Genomic DNA, 17,067 nt, shown 5'->3' with positions numbered 1-17,067 from the left:
CAGAAAGGAGGCTTACAGTGGGTCCTTACTTGGTTCGACGCTTGCTTATCGCCGTTCCTGTCTTTTGGGGCATCACGGTGCTCAGCTTCCTCATTATGAATATGGCGCCGGGCAATCCCGTGGACATGTTTATAAATCCGAATGTTCCGCCTGAGATGCGAGAGCTGAGGAAGGAGCTGCTGGGCTTAAACGATCCGGTCTATCTACAGTATTTGAAGTGGCTGGGCGGATTGCTGAAGGGAGAGCTGGGTTATTCGTTCAGCACATACGCGCCCGTCACTCAATTAATCGGAGAACGTATCGGCCCGACGCTGCTGCTGGCGTCATCTTCGCTGGCCATCGGCCTGCTCATCGCCATACCGGTCGGGATTCTGAGCGCGGTCAAGCAAAATTCAAAGCTGGATTATATGTTGACAGGGCTATCGTTTCTCGGCACGTCCATACCGCCATTCTTCCTTGGGCTTGGCCTTATCTATCTGCTTGGCATTGAACTGAAGTGGCTGCCTACGGGCGGAATGAAGACGCTTGGCGGTGACGGGGGCATCGGGGATATCGCCGTTCATCTGATTATGCCTGTGTTGGTGCTCGGGATTACGATAGCGGGCAAAAAGGTTCGTTATGTGCGCGCAAGCATGCTGGATGTGCTCCAGCAGGATTACTTGCGGACCGCCCGGGCCAAAGGCTTAAGCGAATGGGCCGTTACGAACCGGCATGCGCTGCGCAACGCGCTTATCCCGATCCTAGCTGTCATCGGAGCCGAAATCCCGCTGCTGCTGGGAGGAAGCATCATTATCGAGCAAGTGTTCCAATGGCCCGGAATCGGACAGCTCACCATGGAAGCGATCCTGTCGCGGGATTATCCGACGCTGATGGGCCTTAATCTCGTAGCTGCTTGCGTCGTGCTCCTGACCAATCTGATCATGGACGTCTTGTATGCGGCAGCCGATCCGCGGATTGAATTTAACTAAAGAGGAGGGCAGACGATGAATGCGACGGAACTTGCATGGAGCAAGGATGCCCTGGACTCGAAGAAAGGGAACGATAGCGATCCGATATCGCCACATTACGAAAGCTACGCCGGGCAAGTGAGGCGGAGGTTCATGCGCCATAAGCTCGCCGTGTGGGGGCTTGGCACGACCTTGCTGCTGCTCGCTGCCGGATTATTGGCGCCATGGCTTGCGCCCTATCAGCCGAACGAAATTACCGATTCCTTCTCGGCTAGTCCGTCTGCGGGCTATCTGCTAGGCACTGATCAGGTGGGACGCGATGTGCTGAGCCGATTGCTCTACGGAATGAGAGTATCCTTGCTGATCGGCTTCACCACGGTCGCGATATACGTAACGTTCGGCACGTTCATCGGCATGATCGCTGGATATTACGGCAAGTGGGTTGATATGCTGCTCATGCGCATTACCGATATTTTCTTAAGCTTTCCTTACATGCTGGTCGTGCTCGTCATTGTCAGCGTGATGGGCGCAAGCCTGTGGACCATTATTATTGTGCTTGCTCTGTTCAAGTGGCCCGCGATTGCCATGCTTGTCCGAGGCATTGTCTTGTCGCTCAAGAAAGCGGATTATGTCCGGGCAGGCGTCGCTTTGGGATACCGCACGCCGCGCATTCTACTGCGCCATATCTTGCCTGGCGCAGCGGGCGCCATTATCGTCAACGCGACGTTCGGCGTCGCCAGCACCATCCTGAGCGAAGCCGGACTTAGCTTCCTCGGCATGGGAGTGAAGTCTCCGCAAGCAAGCCTTGGCAATATGCTGCATGACGCCCAGTCGCTCACGGTGCTCACAGAGCAGCAATGGCTGTGGCTTCCGGCAGGCTTTGTTATCCTGCTTACGGTGCTTGCCTTTAATTTTGTCGGCGACGGCTTGAGGGACGCGCTGGACGGCAGGCAATCGTAACGAAGCTTTAACATAGCTTGTACCATTACCGACGGAATACCGGATTGCATCACAAAAGATCATACTCATGAAACACAGACAAGGGGAGAGACAACATGTTGAAAAGAAGATTCAGAACAAGAAAATCAATGATTTTGATGGCCGCCATATTCGCACTGCTGCTGTCGGCTTGCAGCAAGCCGGAAACTCCGGAGGCTAGTTCATCGGTCAATACAGCCGGAGAGAAAACCGCTGATCAACCCCAAGAAACACCTGACGCAACGAATGCAGCTCCAAAAACGTTAACGATCGGCATCGTCAACGCGCCGGTCACGCTGAACCAGATTAATACGCAAGGCAGCTCTGCGTCGCTTGCTCCGATCAATCTGCTGAACGATGCGCTGCTCGATGTGACGGATGAAGCCGAGTTTATTCCGAAGCTGGCGGATTCCATTGAGACGCAGGACAAACAAACGTACCACATCAAGCTGAAAGCGGGCGCGAAGTGGAACGATGGAACGCCTTTTACGACTGCGGATGTCGCATTCACTTTGAAATCTGCGCTGCACCCGAAGGTTGATACCTCGTTCCAGCTAAACTTCATTGAAGGCTTGAACGATGCAGGCAAGCTTGATGAAGGCGTCACCGACATTGCGGGTCTCACGGTGATCGATGCGACGACTTTCGAAATTAAAACGAAGAGGCCTATTGATCCGCTCGTATTCAACGAACGGTTTGGCGTGAAGGTCAATTTCTTGCCCGAGCATATTCTGAAGGACGTCAACCCGGAGCAGCTTGCCACCCATGAGTACTTCCAGAAGCCGACGGTGACGATCGGGCCATACAAATTCGCCAGCTATGTGCAAGGCCAGCATGTCGAGGTGAAGAAGAATGAAAATTATTATCTCGATGTGCCGAAGATCGAAACAATCTTCATCAAAGTGCTTCCGGCCGCGAACCTCGTTGCGCAGCTGCAGACCGGAGAGATCCAGTTGAACTCCCTGCCGGTCGGGCTTGTCCCGATTACGGATTACGATAAAGTAACCGGCTTCGACAATGTGAATGTCACATCAGCACCAGCCTCCGAGCCCGCCGAGCTGTTCTTCAATATCGAGAAGCTCCCGGATAAGAAAGTCAGACAGGCGATTGCCCATGCGCTTAATCGTCCTCAGATTGTTGAGAAGCTGCTGAAAGGGCAGGCCGAAATTATTGACGGCGGCATTCCGAGCAAGCATCCCTACTTCAACGCGAAGATCAAAAACTATGATTACGACCCGGAGAAATCCAAGCAGCTTCTGAAAGAAGCCAATTGGGATACAAATCAAAAACTCACATTTCTCATTCCGGTCGGCAACAAAGTACGAGAGCAAGCAGCTGACATTCTGGTTCAAAATTTGGAGGCCGTCGGCTTGAAGATTGACGTGCAGAAATTCGATTTCCCTACGCTCATCGACAAGGTTGAGAAGGGCGAGCACCATATTACGATATTCACAAGGGACTACTATATCGAACCTAGCCTATACTTCACGACCTACAAGAGCGATGATCCCGAAAGCGTCATCCGGTACAGCAATCCGCTCGTGGATGAGCTGATCCAGAAGGGCGAAAGGGAAATTGACGAAGCGAAGCGCCACGAAATCTACAACCAATTGCAGGAAGTGCTTCACGAGGACGTGCCGACGCTGGCGGTTTATTCCGAGAAGCGGCTTCAGGTCGTGTCCAAGGATGTGCTGGTCGGCAAGCCGCTTAATCTGGGCACGTTCAACAATGTCAATCAGTGGGATATCGCTGTGAAGTAGCTATCATCATGAATCATAGATTTTAGGCAAGCCATTGCTGCGCATGCGCGTCAGCCTCCCAAGCCCGCGCATGCGCTTCAACCTACGATTGTAGAGGATATTTCCTTTATAATAAATCGCTTTAACCCATCCTATAGGAGGTGCAAGAAACATGGCAAATTTGAATTGTTTGGTATGCAGGTCGGATATTGAGGTGGAGGAGCAAGCTTCTACAGGCGAGATTGTGGAATGCGCTTCTTGCGGACAAGAACATGAAGTGCAAGTCGAGTCCCATCTGGTCTCGATCGCCCTGGCTCCGGAAATTGAAGAAACCTGGGGGGAGTAATCAACCACTATGACACCAACACATGCAGTGCTTTTATGCGTGACGAAGCTCAGGGAAGAGGAACAGCGAATTGCCGGCTATCTAGGCGAGCTGGGCGTGCGCGTTCATGTCAATCTGGATTCAATGGAGCTGCCCCTTGGCACAGGAGAAGAATCCTCCTTCGCCATCGCCCTGATACGGTGCCTGTCACAGAGGAGCGCACTGCATCGGTCGCGGCTGCTGGAATTATCGGGCCTGCCTACTTTAAATTCGGTTGAGGCCATTACGATCTGCACGAATAAAATCCATCAGGCGATTGTATTCGAGAAGCACGGCGTTCCGCAGCCAAGGTTCAAAGTCCTATTTACGCCCGCCAAGCTTTATGACGCGCTGAATGAATTTGACGGCCTGTATGTGATTAAGCCGGCGACGTCGTCATGGGGGAGGGGGATTGCAAGAATAACGGGAAAAGAATGTTTGGACGGCTGGATGGCGGCCAGAGAATCAGTAGACCCCAGCCACCAATCGTTCCCGGTACTGCTACAGGAGTATGTCGAGAAAGGGGATTATGACATACGGGTCGTCATCGTCGGCCGCAAGCCGATTGCAGCGTTCCGGCGGGTATCCGCGGAGAATTGGAAGACCAATACTCATCTAGGCGCAGAGATTGAGCCCATCGAGATTAACGACGAGATTGCCTCTATTAGCAGCAAGCTAATTGAGGTGCTGGGAGAGGGCATATACGGCGCAGATTTGTTTTTCGATTATAAAAACCTGCGTTATGTCGTATGCGAAGTGAATCAGAATCCGGAATTCGCCAAGTCATGGAAGGTGCATGGGGTAGATGTCGCTTATCATATCGCCCAATACGTAAAGGAAACGATTGATCAACAAGTCCATAGCCATCAGCCCGCTAACGTTACGATTCATACCTGATAGAGAGAGGAGCTAGATTCATGGGAGAGACGCTGACAAAACCAAAATCGGTCATTCAGAAGGAGCATTACTTCTCATTATCGTTTGTTCTATCGCGCGTACTGAATTCAGGCGTCATTATGAGTATCGAAAAAAACGATCAAGAGCTTAAAGGGCTGGAGAAAAGCATAGCCAAGCTGACTCAGACCCGCTATGTTTCCTTATTCAATACGTATACAGGCGCGCTGCACGGTGCGCTTTGGGGCCAGGACCTCGTCCACGGCTCTTCTGCCAGGCTGGCTCATCCAAGCGAGCAAGAGCGCAATTTCCTTCAATGGCTCGGCATAAACCTTGTACATGACACTCAGGTTCCGATCGCCTATGCAACCGTGGAGGTGAGCTGGGACAATCTGGAGCAGCTGGAGTCCGCGGTCAAGCAAGCGCGCGCTGCAGCCCCCGTGCTGGTGCTGGACTTTACGGCGTTGGGCTTCGGTCCGGCCGCCGCAATCGCCGCCTCCGACGAGCTGGTATGGAAGAAAGCGGAGCGGCTGAAAATATTCGGCGCCTTCGACTTGCAGACGATGTGGACCCAGGAAGAGAGCGAGCCAGAGCTGCAGCCGGCGGTTCAGTTCAATTACCGGCTTAGTCCGCTCGTAGCCGCATGCGTGAAGCTGACGCTGCTAAGGAGGAACAACGCCTCATGAAGACCGACTTCATACGCAAGCCGCTGGCTCTGCCGAAGGAAGAATGGGTGAGCGATCCCCTCGCTTTCCTTGGCGGGCCGTCTATTATACCGGAGGATGTCCGGAAGACTAATTTCCCGATCATTGCAAAGGAAGACCTGATCCAAATGTTCGTCTCAATTCAGCAGGACGGCGAGCAAGTCGTCGAGGAGTTCCAAGAGGCTTACCGGAAGTATGTCGGCGCCAACTACGCCATAGCGACTGCCAGCGGCACGTCCAGCCTGCATCTCGCGCTCGCGGGTGTTGGGGTGCAGCCCGGTGATGAAGTCATCGTCCCGGCCTTCACCTTCATTGCTACCGCGCAGGCGGTCGTCGCGGCCAAGGCCATTCCGATCTTCGTCGATATTGATCCCGTTACGTATTGCCTCGATCCGTCGAAGGTCGAGCGCGCCATTACGAGCAAGACAAAAGTGATTATGCCTGTGCATGTGCACGGATTACCGGCAGACCTGCATGCGCTGCGAATCATAGCCGATCGCTATTCGCTCCGGCTTGTCGAGGATGCGTCCCATGCGCATTCGGCATCCCTTAACGGTCAGTTGGCAGGGTCCATCGGGGACGGTGCGGGACAAAGCTTAATGGCGGACAAAAACTTCCCCGTTGGGGGTGAAGGCGGCATTTCCTTTTTCCGAGAGAAGGCGGATTATGAGCGGGCGCTAAGCTTCCTCCGCTCTTCGGGCATCGATTACCGCATGTCTTGGATTGCCGCTGCATTCGGCCTTAGCCAGCTGGATCGGCTGCCGTATTATGACGCCATTCGTGCGCGCAACGCCGCGTATTTGACGAAGGAGCTGGAAGGTACGAAGCTGTTCAGCGGCCCTTTCGTACCGGAGGGGTACAATCACAGCTACAATATGTATCGCGTGAAGCTGTCTCCTGAGCGGCTCGGGCTGGACGATCTGGAGGACTACCGGGTAAAGGATGCGGTGCAGCAGCTCATTAACCAGGAAGGCGTATATGCGAGAGAGTGGCAGAATGTGCCGATTCCGGGACATCTGCCATTCAAGAACCGCAAGGGCTTCGGCAACGGCTATCCATTCTCATTGTCGGACCGTCAGGATTTCGGGTATGAGCTTCACCATTTCCCTGAGACGCTGAAGATGCTGCGCAATACGCTTACGATATGCCGTGAGCTGCGTACGCCGATTGAATACGAACGAATCCAGGCCTATGCGCTTGCGTTCAAAAAAATCGACGCCAATCCGGAGGCCATCAGGGAACTGGCCGCGCGAAGCAGCGATTTGACCGTGCTGTACGAAAGGGACGCACGGCTGGGATGACGGAAACAACTTACGGACAAAAACGGGTAGCCATCCTCGGCGGAAGCGGGTTCACCGGCGCAGAGCTATATCGGCTGCTCGGCAGACATCCCGAATTCGAGGTCGCCTTCGTCTCATCGGAGTCGAAGGCCGGCTTCCCCGTGGACAAATACTTTATCGGCTCCATTCACAAGAAGAAGCCGAGTTCCCTGAAATTTAGCAAGGCAAGCGATCTGGACGGACATTATGACGCCATCTTCTCCTGTCTGCCTACAGGGCAATTGCCCAAGATCGCCCAGCGTGTCGCCCAGCATACCGATTACATCTTCAACGTCAGCGGCGATTACCGGCTGTCTGATGCCGATCTGCTGCAAAAGTATTATCCGGAGACGCTTCAGCATGAGTTGGACGGAAGCGCTCATTACTTTATTCCCGAATTCAGCGAAATCGACCGTTCAGCCAAAGTCGTTAATCTCCCAGGGTGCATGGCGGTAGCGACCATCTACACACTGTATCCGCTCGTTGCCGCTGGGCTGATCGAGCCGCGCGTTATTACTGACGCCAAGACCGGCTCCAGCGGCGGGGGGAAGTCGACGACCGAGCATCATGCGGAGCGCTCCCAAAACTTCCGTGTACACAAGCTGCACGGCCACCGGCACCGTCCGGAGATCGAGCATGCACTGTCTCTTCAGTTGAAGCAGACCGTCGACTTGCAGTTTTCCGTCTTTAGCCTGGATTTGCCGCGAGGCATCATGGCGACGTCTTACTCCTATCTGAAGGAGGAGGTAACGGCAGCTGATGTGAAAAAAGCGTTTTTCAGCGCTTACGCCGGCAAGCCATTCTTGCATTACTTCAGCTCCGGCAACGGTGCGCCTATGATTAAAACCGTCGTTGGCACGAACATCGCCGAGGTCGGCGCTTATGTCGACGGACGCAGCTGCGTCTCGATTGCTACAATTGATAATTTGCTTAAGGGTGCGGCAGGGCAAGCTGTGCAAGCGGCTAACCTGTACTTCGGATTTCCCGAGGAGACTGCGCTTCGGTTCGACGGAGAAGGAGCGTGGCCTTAATGGGACAAGAAAGCCTGTATGTCATTAAGCTCGGCAGCAGCACCATTGTGAATCATCCCGGTATTTTTGCCGAAATCCATGAAATCGTGAAGCGTGGTAACCGGCTGCTGCTGGTCGCCGGAGGCGCGGAGGCCATTCGCCAGAAATATGAGGCCATTGGTCGTGCGATGCCTTTCTTGACGCTGCCGTCTGGCGATGAAGCCAGATATTGCTCGCCGGAGGAAATGCCTTATATCCGTCAAGCCTATCATGAAAACATCTTGTCGGTTATTCGAGATCAGCTATCGGCGTTAGGGCTGACCGTCTATGCCCAGCTCGGCGGGGAGCAAGGACTTATTCACGGCCGAAAAGCAAAGCCGATCAAGGCGATTCGCGACGGACGAACCATTATTGTCCGCGACTCGCTGTTCGGCACTTTCACCGATAGTCTGAAGCCGTTCCTGTTGTCCGCGCTTGACGCCTTTGATGCCGTCGTATTGACACCGCCAATCTGGGACCCCGAGCTGGCTTCTTATATTAATATTGACGCAGATGTGCTGGCTGCCCATCTAGCCAATGAGCTGGGCGCCCACCATTTGCGCTTCGTCACTGGCACGCCCGGATTGCTGCGTAATATGGAAGAACCGCTCTCTACTATCCGGCATGTCTATGCTGACGACGAGGTCGACGCGGCGCAAGGCCGGATGAAGCAGAAGGTGCGCGCCGCACGAATTGCCTTAGAAGGCGGAGTCAGCGATGTCAGCATAGCTGGACCTCATACGCTGGAAGGCGGTCGTACCTGGTTCTGGCCGTTCAACCGCGATACAGCAGAACGTAATTTGCTTCATTGGACGGCAGCTATTCCTTCTGTCTCACGCGATGAGCATGAGCTTGCCCGTTTTCTGCTGGCTGAAGTGAAGCATCCGAATGTGTCGGGCGAGATTGACGGCGCGGGCAATATCGTTTTTCGGAAAGGAAATGGCCCTAATACCTTGCTCCTGCTGGGACATATCGACACGGTGCCGCATGTATGGCCGGTTCGGACCAATGCGGAAGGCGTAGGCGGAAGGGGAGTCGTAGATGCCAAGGGCAGCTTCGTCAACTTCCTGCACATGCTGGAGGATGTGGATGTGCCAGAGAATGGCTCTCTGCTTGTCATCGGAGCGGTGGAGGAGGAAATCTCTTCTTCCAAGGGGGCTTTCTTCATCCGGGACCATTATACCGCCGATGCGGTCATTATCGGTGAGCCGAGCGGGGAAGACAGTCTGACGCTGGGCTATTACGGCCTGTTCAAGCTGCGCATTGCGATTCGCCGAGCGCAAGAGCATACGGCAGCCAAGGACAGCATCAGCGTCATCGACGAGCTCTATGGCGTCGTGGCCGAAATACGCCAGCGCGTCAGCGCTATCGATCCTGAGGGGTTGTCCTCCCTGATCGATATCGAGCATCGGCAGGAGCAAGGCTACTCCACCGTAGCCGGTACGCTGAACTTTCGCATCTCTCCCGCGGCAGGAAAGAGCTATAAGGAACGCGTAGACTTGTACTTGGGTGAGGGGATCACGATAGAAGTGCTGCGCGCGACGCCGGGTTTTGCCAATCCGCGATCGGATACGCTTGTTAAGGCTTTCGTTCGCAGCTTCGCCAAGCATGGCAAGTCGATTCGCTATCTTAAGAAACGCGGCACAAGCGATATGAACACGCTCGCGACCACCTGGGAGCATGTTCCGATGGTTGCTTATGGTCCCGGCGATTCCAGTCTGGACCATACGAACGATGAATACTTGCATCATGCTGAGGCGCAAGGCGCGCGATCAATTCTGAGAGAAGCCGTGAGCGAGTGGTTCCGGCTGCGAACGGAGGTTCGAAATGGAGCAAGCGTTATCGGCACCAAGCAGGGAAGCTATTCCTGAGCTGCTGAGAAAAGCGAAAGAAGCCAGAGAGCTGATCATCGATATGGCTGCGACACCGACAGGCTGCCATATCGGCGGAAGTCTGTCCGTCATCGATCTGCTGCTCGGAGCTTATGCGAAGAGAGGCGATGACCCCGCATCGCTTGTCCTGTTAAGCAAGGGACATGCGGCCGCGGCGCTATATGCCGCGCTTTATGTGAATGGAACGATCACGGAGAACCCCGCTGCCGGATATGGACGCGCAGGCTCGCTCTTCACCGGACACCCCAATCACAAGCTGCCTGGCATTCCGTTCGCAACGGGCAGCCTTGGCCACGGGATATCGTATGGAGCAGGATGGGCGCTTGCCCAGAAGCTGAGGGGGACGGACGGTATTAGCATCGTTATCGGCGGTGACGGTGAGCTGCAGGAGGGACTATGCTGGGAGACTGCGCAAATCGTGCAAGCGCAGTCGCTTACCAATTTCATCTATGTCGTAGACTGCAACGGCGGGCAAAATGACGGTTATGTGCAGGATATCTCGCCTATGCCCAACTTGCGGGAGCGCTTCGAAGCATTCGGCTTCACCGTAAGAGAGATTAACGGCCACCGCTTCGAAGATATATTGGAGGCGCTAGAGCCAGATCCCATCCGTCCGGTCGCCGTCCTGGCCCAGACGGTGAAAGGCAAGGGCGTACCGGCCATTGAGGGCAATCCGGAAGCGCATTATGCGAAAATTCCGGAGAAACTGGCCCGAAGATGGAAGGTGAGTCTGCCATGACGCTATCAGGCCGTGACGCCTACAAGGACGAACTCTCGAAACTCGCGTATACGGATGAGAGAATCATCTGTATGGAAGCCGATCTTGGGGGCAAAAATCACCCCTTTCAAAAACAGCATCCCGAACGCTTCTACAATGTGGGTATCGCAGAGCTAGCCGGCATCGACATTGCCGCTGGTTTGGCGGAGGCGGGGTATGTGCCGTTCTTCTCGACCTTCGCCGCCTTTGCCGCGCTGCGGGCTTCCGAGAGCATCAAGCTGGCGATGGGTTATATGGGCAAAAACATAAAGGTGGTCGCAGCATACGGGGGAGTATCAGGCGGCTGGTTCGGCACGACACATCATACACTGGAGGACATTGCCGTTATCCAGTCCTTCCAAAATATCCGAATCGCTTGCCCCCATGGGGAGGAGGAAACGAGACGGGTCATTAGAGAAGCAGCCGCATCACCGGAGCCTTACTATATCCGGCTATCCCGCAACGATACGTTCGAGAGTCTCTACCGTCCGGAGGAAGCAAGCTGCCGCGAGCTTCTGCTGCAAGGCGGAGCAGATGGAGGCGGAACTCGCTCGCGCTTATGCCTGATCTCGGTAGGAGAGCAAGCGACTGAGCTATGCAAAACCATTGTGGAGGAAAATCCATCGATTGCGCATGCCCATCTCTGCTATGTCGATATTGACAGCTTGAAGTCTTATAGCACGATGCTGACCTCCATAGCCGACCGTTTCCTAGTCGTAGAGGAGCATCGCGCTACAGGAGGGACAGCTTCGTACTTGGCACTGCTTCTCCCGCAGCATGAAATCCATTCGCATGCTTGCGGCGAGCATTGGCCGGTCTACGGCGGCAGCCATTCAGAGGTATTGGACGATTTGGGCTTTGGTCTTGCGCCGCTTCGGAAGCAAATCAGCCAATTGGAAGAAGCAGGTGTAGCGCATGATTTTTAGCGTATTGAAGCCGAGGAACTTTCGGCATTATTTCATTGCGGATATTGTGTCGGGCTTCGGAGTGGGCATGAGTACGATCGGCGCCAACTGGTATCTGATGGATGCGACCGGCTCGCTGACTTCAGTTGGTCTTATGCTGTCGTTGAATGTCATTGCAGGCTTTCTGATCTCTTCCTTTGCCGGTACGCTAATTGACAAGTGGAATCGAAGGTCGATTATTCAGTGGGCCAATATCGTCCGCGCCGCCGCGTTGCTGCTGATCGCTGCCGCTTTCTTCACAACAGGTTTCCGTATCGAATATTTGTATGCTTTCGCCGCTATTAACGGAATGGGGTGGGCGCTCTATATGTCCGCTTCGCGAAGTCTCGTCCAGGAGATCCTGCCGGAGAAGGATCTGATTCATGGTAACTCGTTGATTGAGATCAGCCTGCAGGTGGGCATGTTTATGGCGGGCGCTCTTTCGGGCATTTTGTACAAATATATTGGGTTTGAGATCATCTTGCTCTTGAATGCTGCCGCTTTTATCGTGAGCAGCGTCTTCCTGAGCCGAATCCGCTATACGCCTATTCAAGCGGAGCAGGAGGGCGAGCCCTTCCTCGTGACGTTCAAAAAAGGCATTCGCTATCTGACAGATAGGCCGTTTATCTTCCTGCTCGGCATTGTATCGGTCATCCCGCTGGTATCGACCATGGTGTTCAACGTCGTGCTTCCGGGTTATGTCAGTCAGGTCGTTGGAGGCGATTCTGTCGTATTCGGGTTATCGGATATGTTCTACGGCGTAGGAGGACTTCTGTCGGGATTTCTCGCAGCTCCGCTTGCAAAGAAACTGTCTTCGCACGGCGCCATTGTGCTATTCTTCTTGGTTGCTGTACTCAATCTAATTGCTGTAGCGGTGAACAGCACAATTCTTTTGTTGTACGCTGGCAGCGTCTTGATTGGGCTTACGAACTCTTCTCTTCGGATATTGATCACGACAACGCTGATGGAGACGGTATCCAAGTCGTATATGGGCCGGGCAACTTCCGTATGGATGGCGATCTCCCTGCTGCTTCAGACTGTATCGGCCACTGGACTTGGCGTCATCATTGACCGCTATTCACCAGGGATCGGCTTCTTGTGCATGAGCGGCATCATGTTCTTTGGTTTTGTTATTTACTTCGTTCTGAATAGCAAAGCCTCGCAAAAGAAACCGGTGGAAGTGGAGGCTAATTTGAGTTAGATCAAGGGAAGGAAGCGACTTGCCCAGTGAAGATTACGTCAGTGCAGGCTGCGTCTTCCTAGTTATGGATGTGAGTTTGCTTACGAAGTAGGTTTTCTTCGAAAACCTTAGCTTATGCTTACGAAGTAGGTTTTCTTCGAAAACCTTTTAGGAGGATATAACATGTCAATAAAAACAGTAGCTTTTGTGGAACCCAGCTTTTATGGGGTCAGCTTCGCCAGAGTCGCTTACGAGCAGGGGCATCAAGTCATCTCTATCGTCTCATCAACGGATAATCCGCAAAAATACGGCTACGAGGGCATCTACCATGACCTGATCGTAGCCGACATCAGAGACGAAGAATCGCTCTATCAAGCGATTCAAGCTTCGCCTTATGCAGGGAAACTGGATGCGCTTATCCCCGCGACCGACTACGCGTCGCACTTGACTGCCAGAGTGGCAGAGCGGCTTGGCCTGCGGGGCATTCCTTATGAGTCCGCACTCAAGGCGCGTAATAAGGATCTAGCCCGCCAAGCTTATGCGGAGCATGGCGTACCAAGCGCCAAGTTCAAGAAGGTGAAAACCTATGAAGAAGCGTTGGCCGCATCTGCGGAGATCGGCTATCCGGTTGTGCTGAAGCCTACCAATGCGGCAAGCAGTCAAAACGTCTATTTTATTTATGATGAGACGGATTTGAAAGCCGCGTTCGACATCATTGTAGAGTTCAAAGTCACGTATATGGACTTTAAGGTGCGCGACGAATATTTGATCGAAGAATATTTGGAAGGACCTGAATTCAGCGTGGAGCTATTCTTGAACGAAGGAGTGCCATTGTTCCACACAGTGACGGAGAAGCTTACCTCGCCGCTGCCTTATTTTGTGGAAATTGTACACACGCTTCCCACACCTTCTTATGCGGAGCAGGAGAATGACTTGATTCGCACTGCTGTCGACGCGCTTCATGCGATCGGCATCGTGAACGGACCAAGCCATGTCGAAGTGAAGCTCACTCCCGGCGGGCCGCGCATTATTGAGGTGAACGGAAGGCCGGGCGGCGACAATATCTCCTCCGATTTGCTTGTTCAAGCGTTCGGTGTTGATATCTTTGAAGCGACAGTCAACTACTACTTGGAACGTCCAATCGATATTCAGAAAAAGCATGAACGCGCAGCAGCGATTGCATACGTAACAGCTGATCAAGATGGCTTGTTCGAAAGCATTGATGGATTCGCCGCGCTTCAAGCACATCCTCAAGTTGTCCGATCTCATCTTATTGCTGAGCCCGGAGATGCTGTTGCCGTAGCCAGGAGCTCTGATGACCGTCTCGGCTACTTCATCACCACAGCCGATACGCCACAGAAAGCGAAGCAGCTTGCCCTACAGTTACTGGGGAATTTGCAGGTCGTATACCGTCAGCAGGAAGCAGGCATTGTGTAGTTAATGTCGTTAACTAATAAATTTGCGTGAATTTTCTCCTTAGGAAAGGTGGCTAGCAATGGGAATCGCAGTCATTTACGGCAGCTCGCGCCGCAACGGGAACTCAGAGCAGCTGGCCAAACGGCTGGTTGACGGCTTCGACGCCGATCATATTTATTTGTCCGACTATGCCATTCATCCGATTCAAGACTACCGCCACAGCGAGAAGGAACCTTATCCCGATGACGATTATCATCATGTGATCGGCCGGGTGCTAGAGCAAGACAAACTCGTGTTTGCCACACCGATCTACTGGTATGGGCCATCAGGATTGACCAAAACATTCATTGATCGCTGGTCCCAATCGCTCAGGGAAAATAAGACGGAGTTTCTTGCCCGATTAGCCGCCAAATCCGCCTGGCTCATAGGAGTTGGTGATGACGTGCCGCATTTGAAAGGAATTCCGCTTGTACAGCAATTTCAGTATATATTTGAATATACAGGCATATCGTTTGAAGGCTATATTTTAGGCAAAGGTAATCGCCCAGGCGACATCTTGCAGGACAACGCAGCACTAGCAGCCGTCGAGGAAATTCGTAATAACTGGCAAGCGTAACACAAAAGATAGCGAATCTTGAACTAGTGGCTAACTCGTTGAATTCATCCAAATACCGTCTTTACTCCTTCAGCCTTCCCCAAGTGGGAAGGTTTTTTGTTGTGCAAAGACTGAAGCTGCTTGTGCGAGCCATAGCTAGACTAAGTCGCTGCGTACAAAAAGCCTCCAAGTGGGGAGATGGATGTTCATTCCAGACTGATCACCCTATATTAGTTAACATAATATTAGTTATGTTGCGATTCGTTCATCTGGGTTTAGACTGCATCATTTCATTTTCTACACATAAATCATTTAACTATGTTAATTATTTTAATTTAACTACATTAATTATTGGAGGATCATATTCATTTCGGATTCCATTTCCTCGATAAAATAGATAAGGCCTAATGAATCAGACACCAAAATCACAAATAACTTGAGCACATTTCGGGTTTGACGGAAAAGGAGAAGGTGAGCGACAATAAAGGCACTTTATTAATACGTTGACGGCGGGCAATTGCCGTGCATCGGACGGATAATGAAAGGAGGCTATTAGAGTGTGAAAGCGTTCACAATAGCGGTTTCGGAAACGTTATAACTCAGGCAGATAAAAACAATCGAAGGTCGCGATAAAGGCGGGAAGGGCGTGTTGGCAGATGTATAAAGCCGTTCTTGTAGATGATGAAACTTACGATCTAATCGGAATGCAACAACTGGTGCCGTGGCGATCGCTGGGCGTCGAGATTGTATTTAGTACAAATAAATCGATGGCTGCGCTGCTCTATATCCAAAATCATAAGATTGATTTGCTGGTCACTGATATTAAAATGCCCCTCATGTCGGGAATTGAATTAGCCCGGCTTTCCATAGAGTTGCAGCCTGAGCTCAAAACGCTGTTTATTAGCGGACATCAAGACTTCGACTTTGCGAAGCAGGCACTGCATCTAAGAGCGGACGGCTACCTGCTGAAGCCCGTAGACGAACGAGAAATTGCGGAGAAGATCCGCGTTATCTTATCTGAGCTGGAAGAAGCAAGACAACCTTCACGACGCTTGCCTAACTATGGCATCATACGACAGGACATGCTTCGCCGGCTGCTGGAAGGGACCATGACTGACGATACGCTGCATCAACTGCTGGATACCTATATGCCGGTCGTACATACTGGGCCTTATCATGTCGTTCTAATTGAGATTGATCATGTGGAGGCGGACTTAGAAAACCACAAGACGATTGACTGGGTGCTGCTTCAATTCAGCAATCAATTAGCCCGACTGGCTTTTGGCTTCGGCTGCCGGCTATCGGTCTATCGGGCTGCGATGGTCTATGCGGGAACTCCCGATTCTTTAGAGCCGGAAATCGAACAAGTTCGCCGCTCGGTACAAAGTAAGACATCCTACACGCTAACGGCGGCGTATGGCAGCCATGTCCCGCAACTAAACGAATTGCCGCGTCCTTATCGGGAAGCGTCGGAAGCAATGGACAGCAAAATGTTCGCGGGCAAAAACCGGATTATTCCGCCTGGCCACATCAGGCTTGGAACCGTTCATGGCTCAACTGATGTCAAAGCATTAACCGACCAGTTGCTCGATGCCGTTACTGGCTACCGACTGGTTGCGGTATGCGACACGATTGACGAATTATATAACGAGGCGAGTGTTCATGGTGATCCCGTCCGCATCCGCCGTTTCACGATGCTGTTAATGACCAAGCTAGAGGACTATGTTCAAGAAAACGAGGAGTCCGTGAACAAGGGCGGAGACTGGGGTCATAGGGAGATGGCTGCGATAGAACGATTCGAAACGATTGGCGAAATCAAATCTTGGCTCAGACGAACGGCTTTCGAGCTATCCGAGACGATGCAGCGGAAGGAAGAAACCAATCAATGGGAATTGCTTCCGGAAATTGAGAGCTATGTGCAAACTCGACTCAGGAGCGACTTGTCGCTGAAGGAGGTAGCTGACGCTTTTTCCTATTCACAAAGCCATTTCAGCTATTTGTTCAAGGAGCATGCCGGGGTGAGCTTCAGCGATTATATCGTCAGGGAAAGGATGAATCGCGCTAAGGAGCTGCTGCTGTCTCCGGGACTCATGATTTACGAGGTGGCGGAGCAAGTCGGCTATAACAGCTTGACGTATTTCAGCAGGGCGTTCAAAACCTATTCCGGCATGTCGCCGGGTAGTTACCGGAAGAGAATGTAGCCGAGCTGGACCGTTACGTGATGAGAGAACACCAGATTATTGTTACAATTTCCGTTGATTCGTGCAGTTCAACCGAGGTCTCTATCCT

General features: G+C 52.7%; 15 protein-coding genes. All 15 read left to right on the top strand.

Features of this window, described 5'->3' with window-relative positions; translation table 11 throughout:
- The first annotated feature begins 17 nt into the window (after positions 1 to 17).
- The 15 genes from ACFVSO_RS10425 (at position 18) to ACFVSO_RS10355 (ending at position 16,979) form a co-directional block, all read left to right on the top strand.
- The gene (locus ACFVSO_RS10425; RefSeq protein ID WP_387472948.1) at positions 18 to 968 is read left to right on the top strand and encodes an ABC transporter permease; all 951 of its coding nucleotides are present in this window, start codon (positions 18 to 20) and stop codon (positions 966 to 968) included.
- Between the two features lie 15 nt (positions 969 to 983).
- Positions 984 to 1,907 carry an ABC transporter permease gene (locus tag ACFVSO_RS10420; protein WP_387472946.1) on the top strand — a complete coding sequence of 308 codons (924 nt, stop codon included), beginning with the start codon at positions 984 to 986 and terminating at the stop codon, positions 1,905 to 1,907.
- Between the two features lie 95 nt (positions 1,908 to 2,002).
- Positions 2,003 to 3,685 carry an ABC transporter substrate-binding protein gene (locus tag ACFVSO_RS10415; RefSeq protein WP_387472944.1) on the top strand — a complete coding sequence of 561 codons (1,683 nt, stop codon included), beginning with the start codon at positions 2,003 to 2,005 and terminating at the stop codon, positions 3,683 to 3,685.
- Between the two features lie 151 nt (positions 3,686 to 3,836).
- Positions 3,837 to 4,010 carry a lysine biosynthesis protein LysW gene (locus ACFVSO_RS10410; RefSeq protein ID WP_387472942.1) on the top strand — a complete coding sequence of 58 codons (174 nt, stop codon included), beginning with the start codon at positions 3,837 to 3,839 and terminating at the stop codon, positions 4,008 to 4,010.
- Positions 4,011 to 4,019: 9 nt separating this feature from the next.
- On the top strand, positions 4,020 to 4,925 hold the full coding sequence (locus ACFVSO_RS10405; protein WP_387472940.1) for a RimK family alpha-L-glutamate ligase: 906 nt from the start codon (positions 4,020 to 4,022) through the stop codon (positions 4,923 to 4,925).
- Between the two features lie 20 nt (positions 4,926 to 4,945).
- The gene (locus ACFVSO_RS10400; protein ID WP_387472938.1) at positions 4,946 to 5,608 is read left to right on the top strand and encodes a degT/DnrJ/EryC1/StrS aminotransferase; all 663 of its coding nucleotides are present in this window, start codon (positions 4,946 to 4,948) and stop codon (positions 5,606 to 5,608) included.
- Positions 5,605 to 6,927, top strand: coding sequence for a DegT/DnrJ/EryC1/StrS aminotransferase family protein (locus ACFVSO_RS10395; RefSeq protein ID WP_387472936.1), 1,323 nt, complete (start codon positions 5,605 to 5,607; stop codon positions 6,925 to 6,927). The genes ACFVSO_RS10400 and ACFVSO_RS10395 overlap by 4 nt, the downstream gene beginning before the upstream one ends.
- The gene (gene argC, locus ACFVSO_RS10390) at positions 6,924 to 7,976 is read left to right on the top strand and encodes an N-acetyl-gamma-glutamyl-phosphate reductase (protein WP_387472934.1); all 1,053 of its coding nucleotides are present in this window, start codon (positions 6,924 to 6,926) and stop codon (positions 7,974 to 7,976) included. The genes ACFVSO_RS10395 and argC overlap by 4 nt, the downstream gene beginning before the upstream one ends.
- The gene (locus tag ACFVSO_RS10385; RefSeq protein ID WP_387472932.1) at positions 7,976 to 9,865 is read left to right on the top strand and encodes a M20/M25/M40 family metallo-hydrolase; all 1,890 of its coding nucleotides are present in this window, start codon (positions 7,976 to 7,978) and stop codon (positions 9,863 to 9,865) included. The genes argC and ACFVSO_RS10385 overlap by 1 nt, the downstream gene beginning before the upstream one ends.
- On the top strand, positions 9,822 to 10,625 hold the full coding sequence (locus ACFVSO_RS10380) for a thiamine pyrophosphate-dependent enzyme (protein ID WP_387472930.1): 804 nt from the start codon (positions 9,822 to 9,824) through the stop codon (positions 10,623 to 10,625). Before ACFVSO_RS10385 ends, ACFVSO_RS10380 begins: the two co-directional genes overlap by 44 nt.
- Positions 10,622 to 11,569: a transketolase family protein gene (locus ACFVSO_RS10375; RefSeq protein ID WP_387472928.1), complete on the top strand. Its 948-nt coding sequence runs from the start codon at positions 10,622 to 10,624 to the stop codon at positions 11,567 to 11,569. Before ACFVSO_RS10380 ends, ACFVSO_RS10375 begins: the two co-directional genes overlap by 4 nt.
- Positions 11,559 to 12,788 carry an MFS transporter gene (locus ACFVSO_RS10370; RefSeq protein ID WP_387472926.1) on the top strand — a complete coding sequence of 410 codons (1,230 nt, stop codon included), beginning with the start codon at positions 11,559 to 11,561 and terminating at the stop codon, positions 12,786 to 12,788. Before ACFVSO_RS10375 ends, ACFVSO_RS10370 begins: the two co-directional genes overlap by 11 nt.
- Before the next feature lie 162 nt (positions 12,789 to 12,950).
- The gene (locus tag ACFVSO_RS10365) at positions 12,951 to 14,204 is read left to right on the top strand and encodes an ATP-grasp domain-containing protein (RefSeq protein WP_387472924.1); all 1,254 of its coding nucleotides are present in this window, start codon (positions 12,951 to 12,953) and stop codon (positions 14,202 to 14,204) included.
- Between the two features lie 58 nt (positions 14,205 to 14,262).
- Positions 14,263 to 14,799 (top strand): flavodoxin family protein, encoded by a 537-nt coding sequence (locus ACFVSO_RS10360; protein ID WP_387472922.1) that lies wholly within the window; start codon positions 14,263 to 14,265, stop codon positions 14,797 to 14,799.
- Positions 14,800 to 15,434: 635 nt separating this feature from the next.
- Entirely contained in the window at positions 15,435 to 16,979 is a 1,545-nt protein-coding gene (locus ACFVSO_RS10355) for a response regulator transcription factor (RefSeq protein WP_387472920.1), read from the top strand.
- The last annotated feature ends 88 nt before the right edge of the window (positions 16,980 to 17,067 follow it).

Origin of the sequence: Paenibacillus sp. NPDC057967 (assembly GCF_042887015.1) — a bacterium.
Classification (GTDB): Bacteria; Bacillota; Bacilli; order Paenibacillales; family Paenibacillaceae; genus Pristimantibacillus.
The sequence above is the reverse complement of the archived record's forward strand: the minus strand, read 5'-3'. Positions and strand labels throughout refer to the sequence as shown.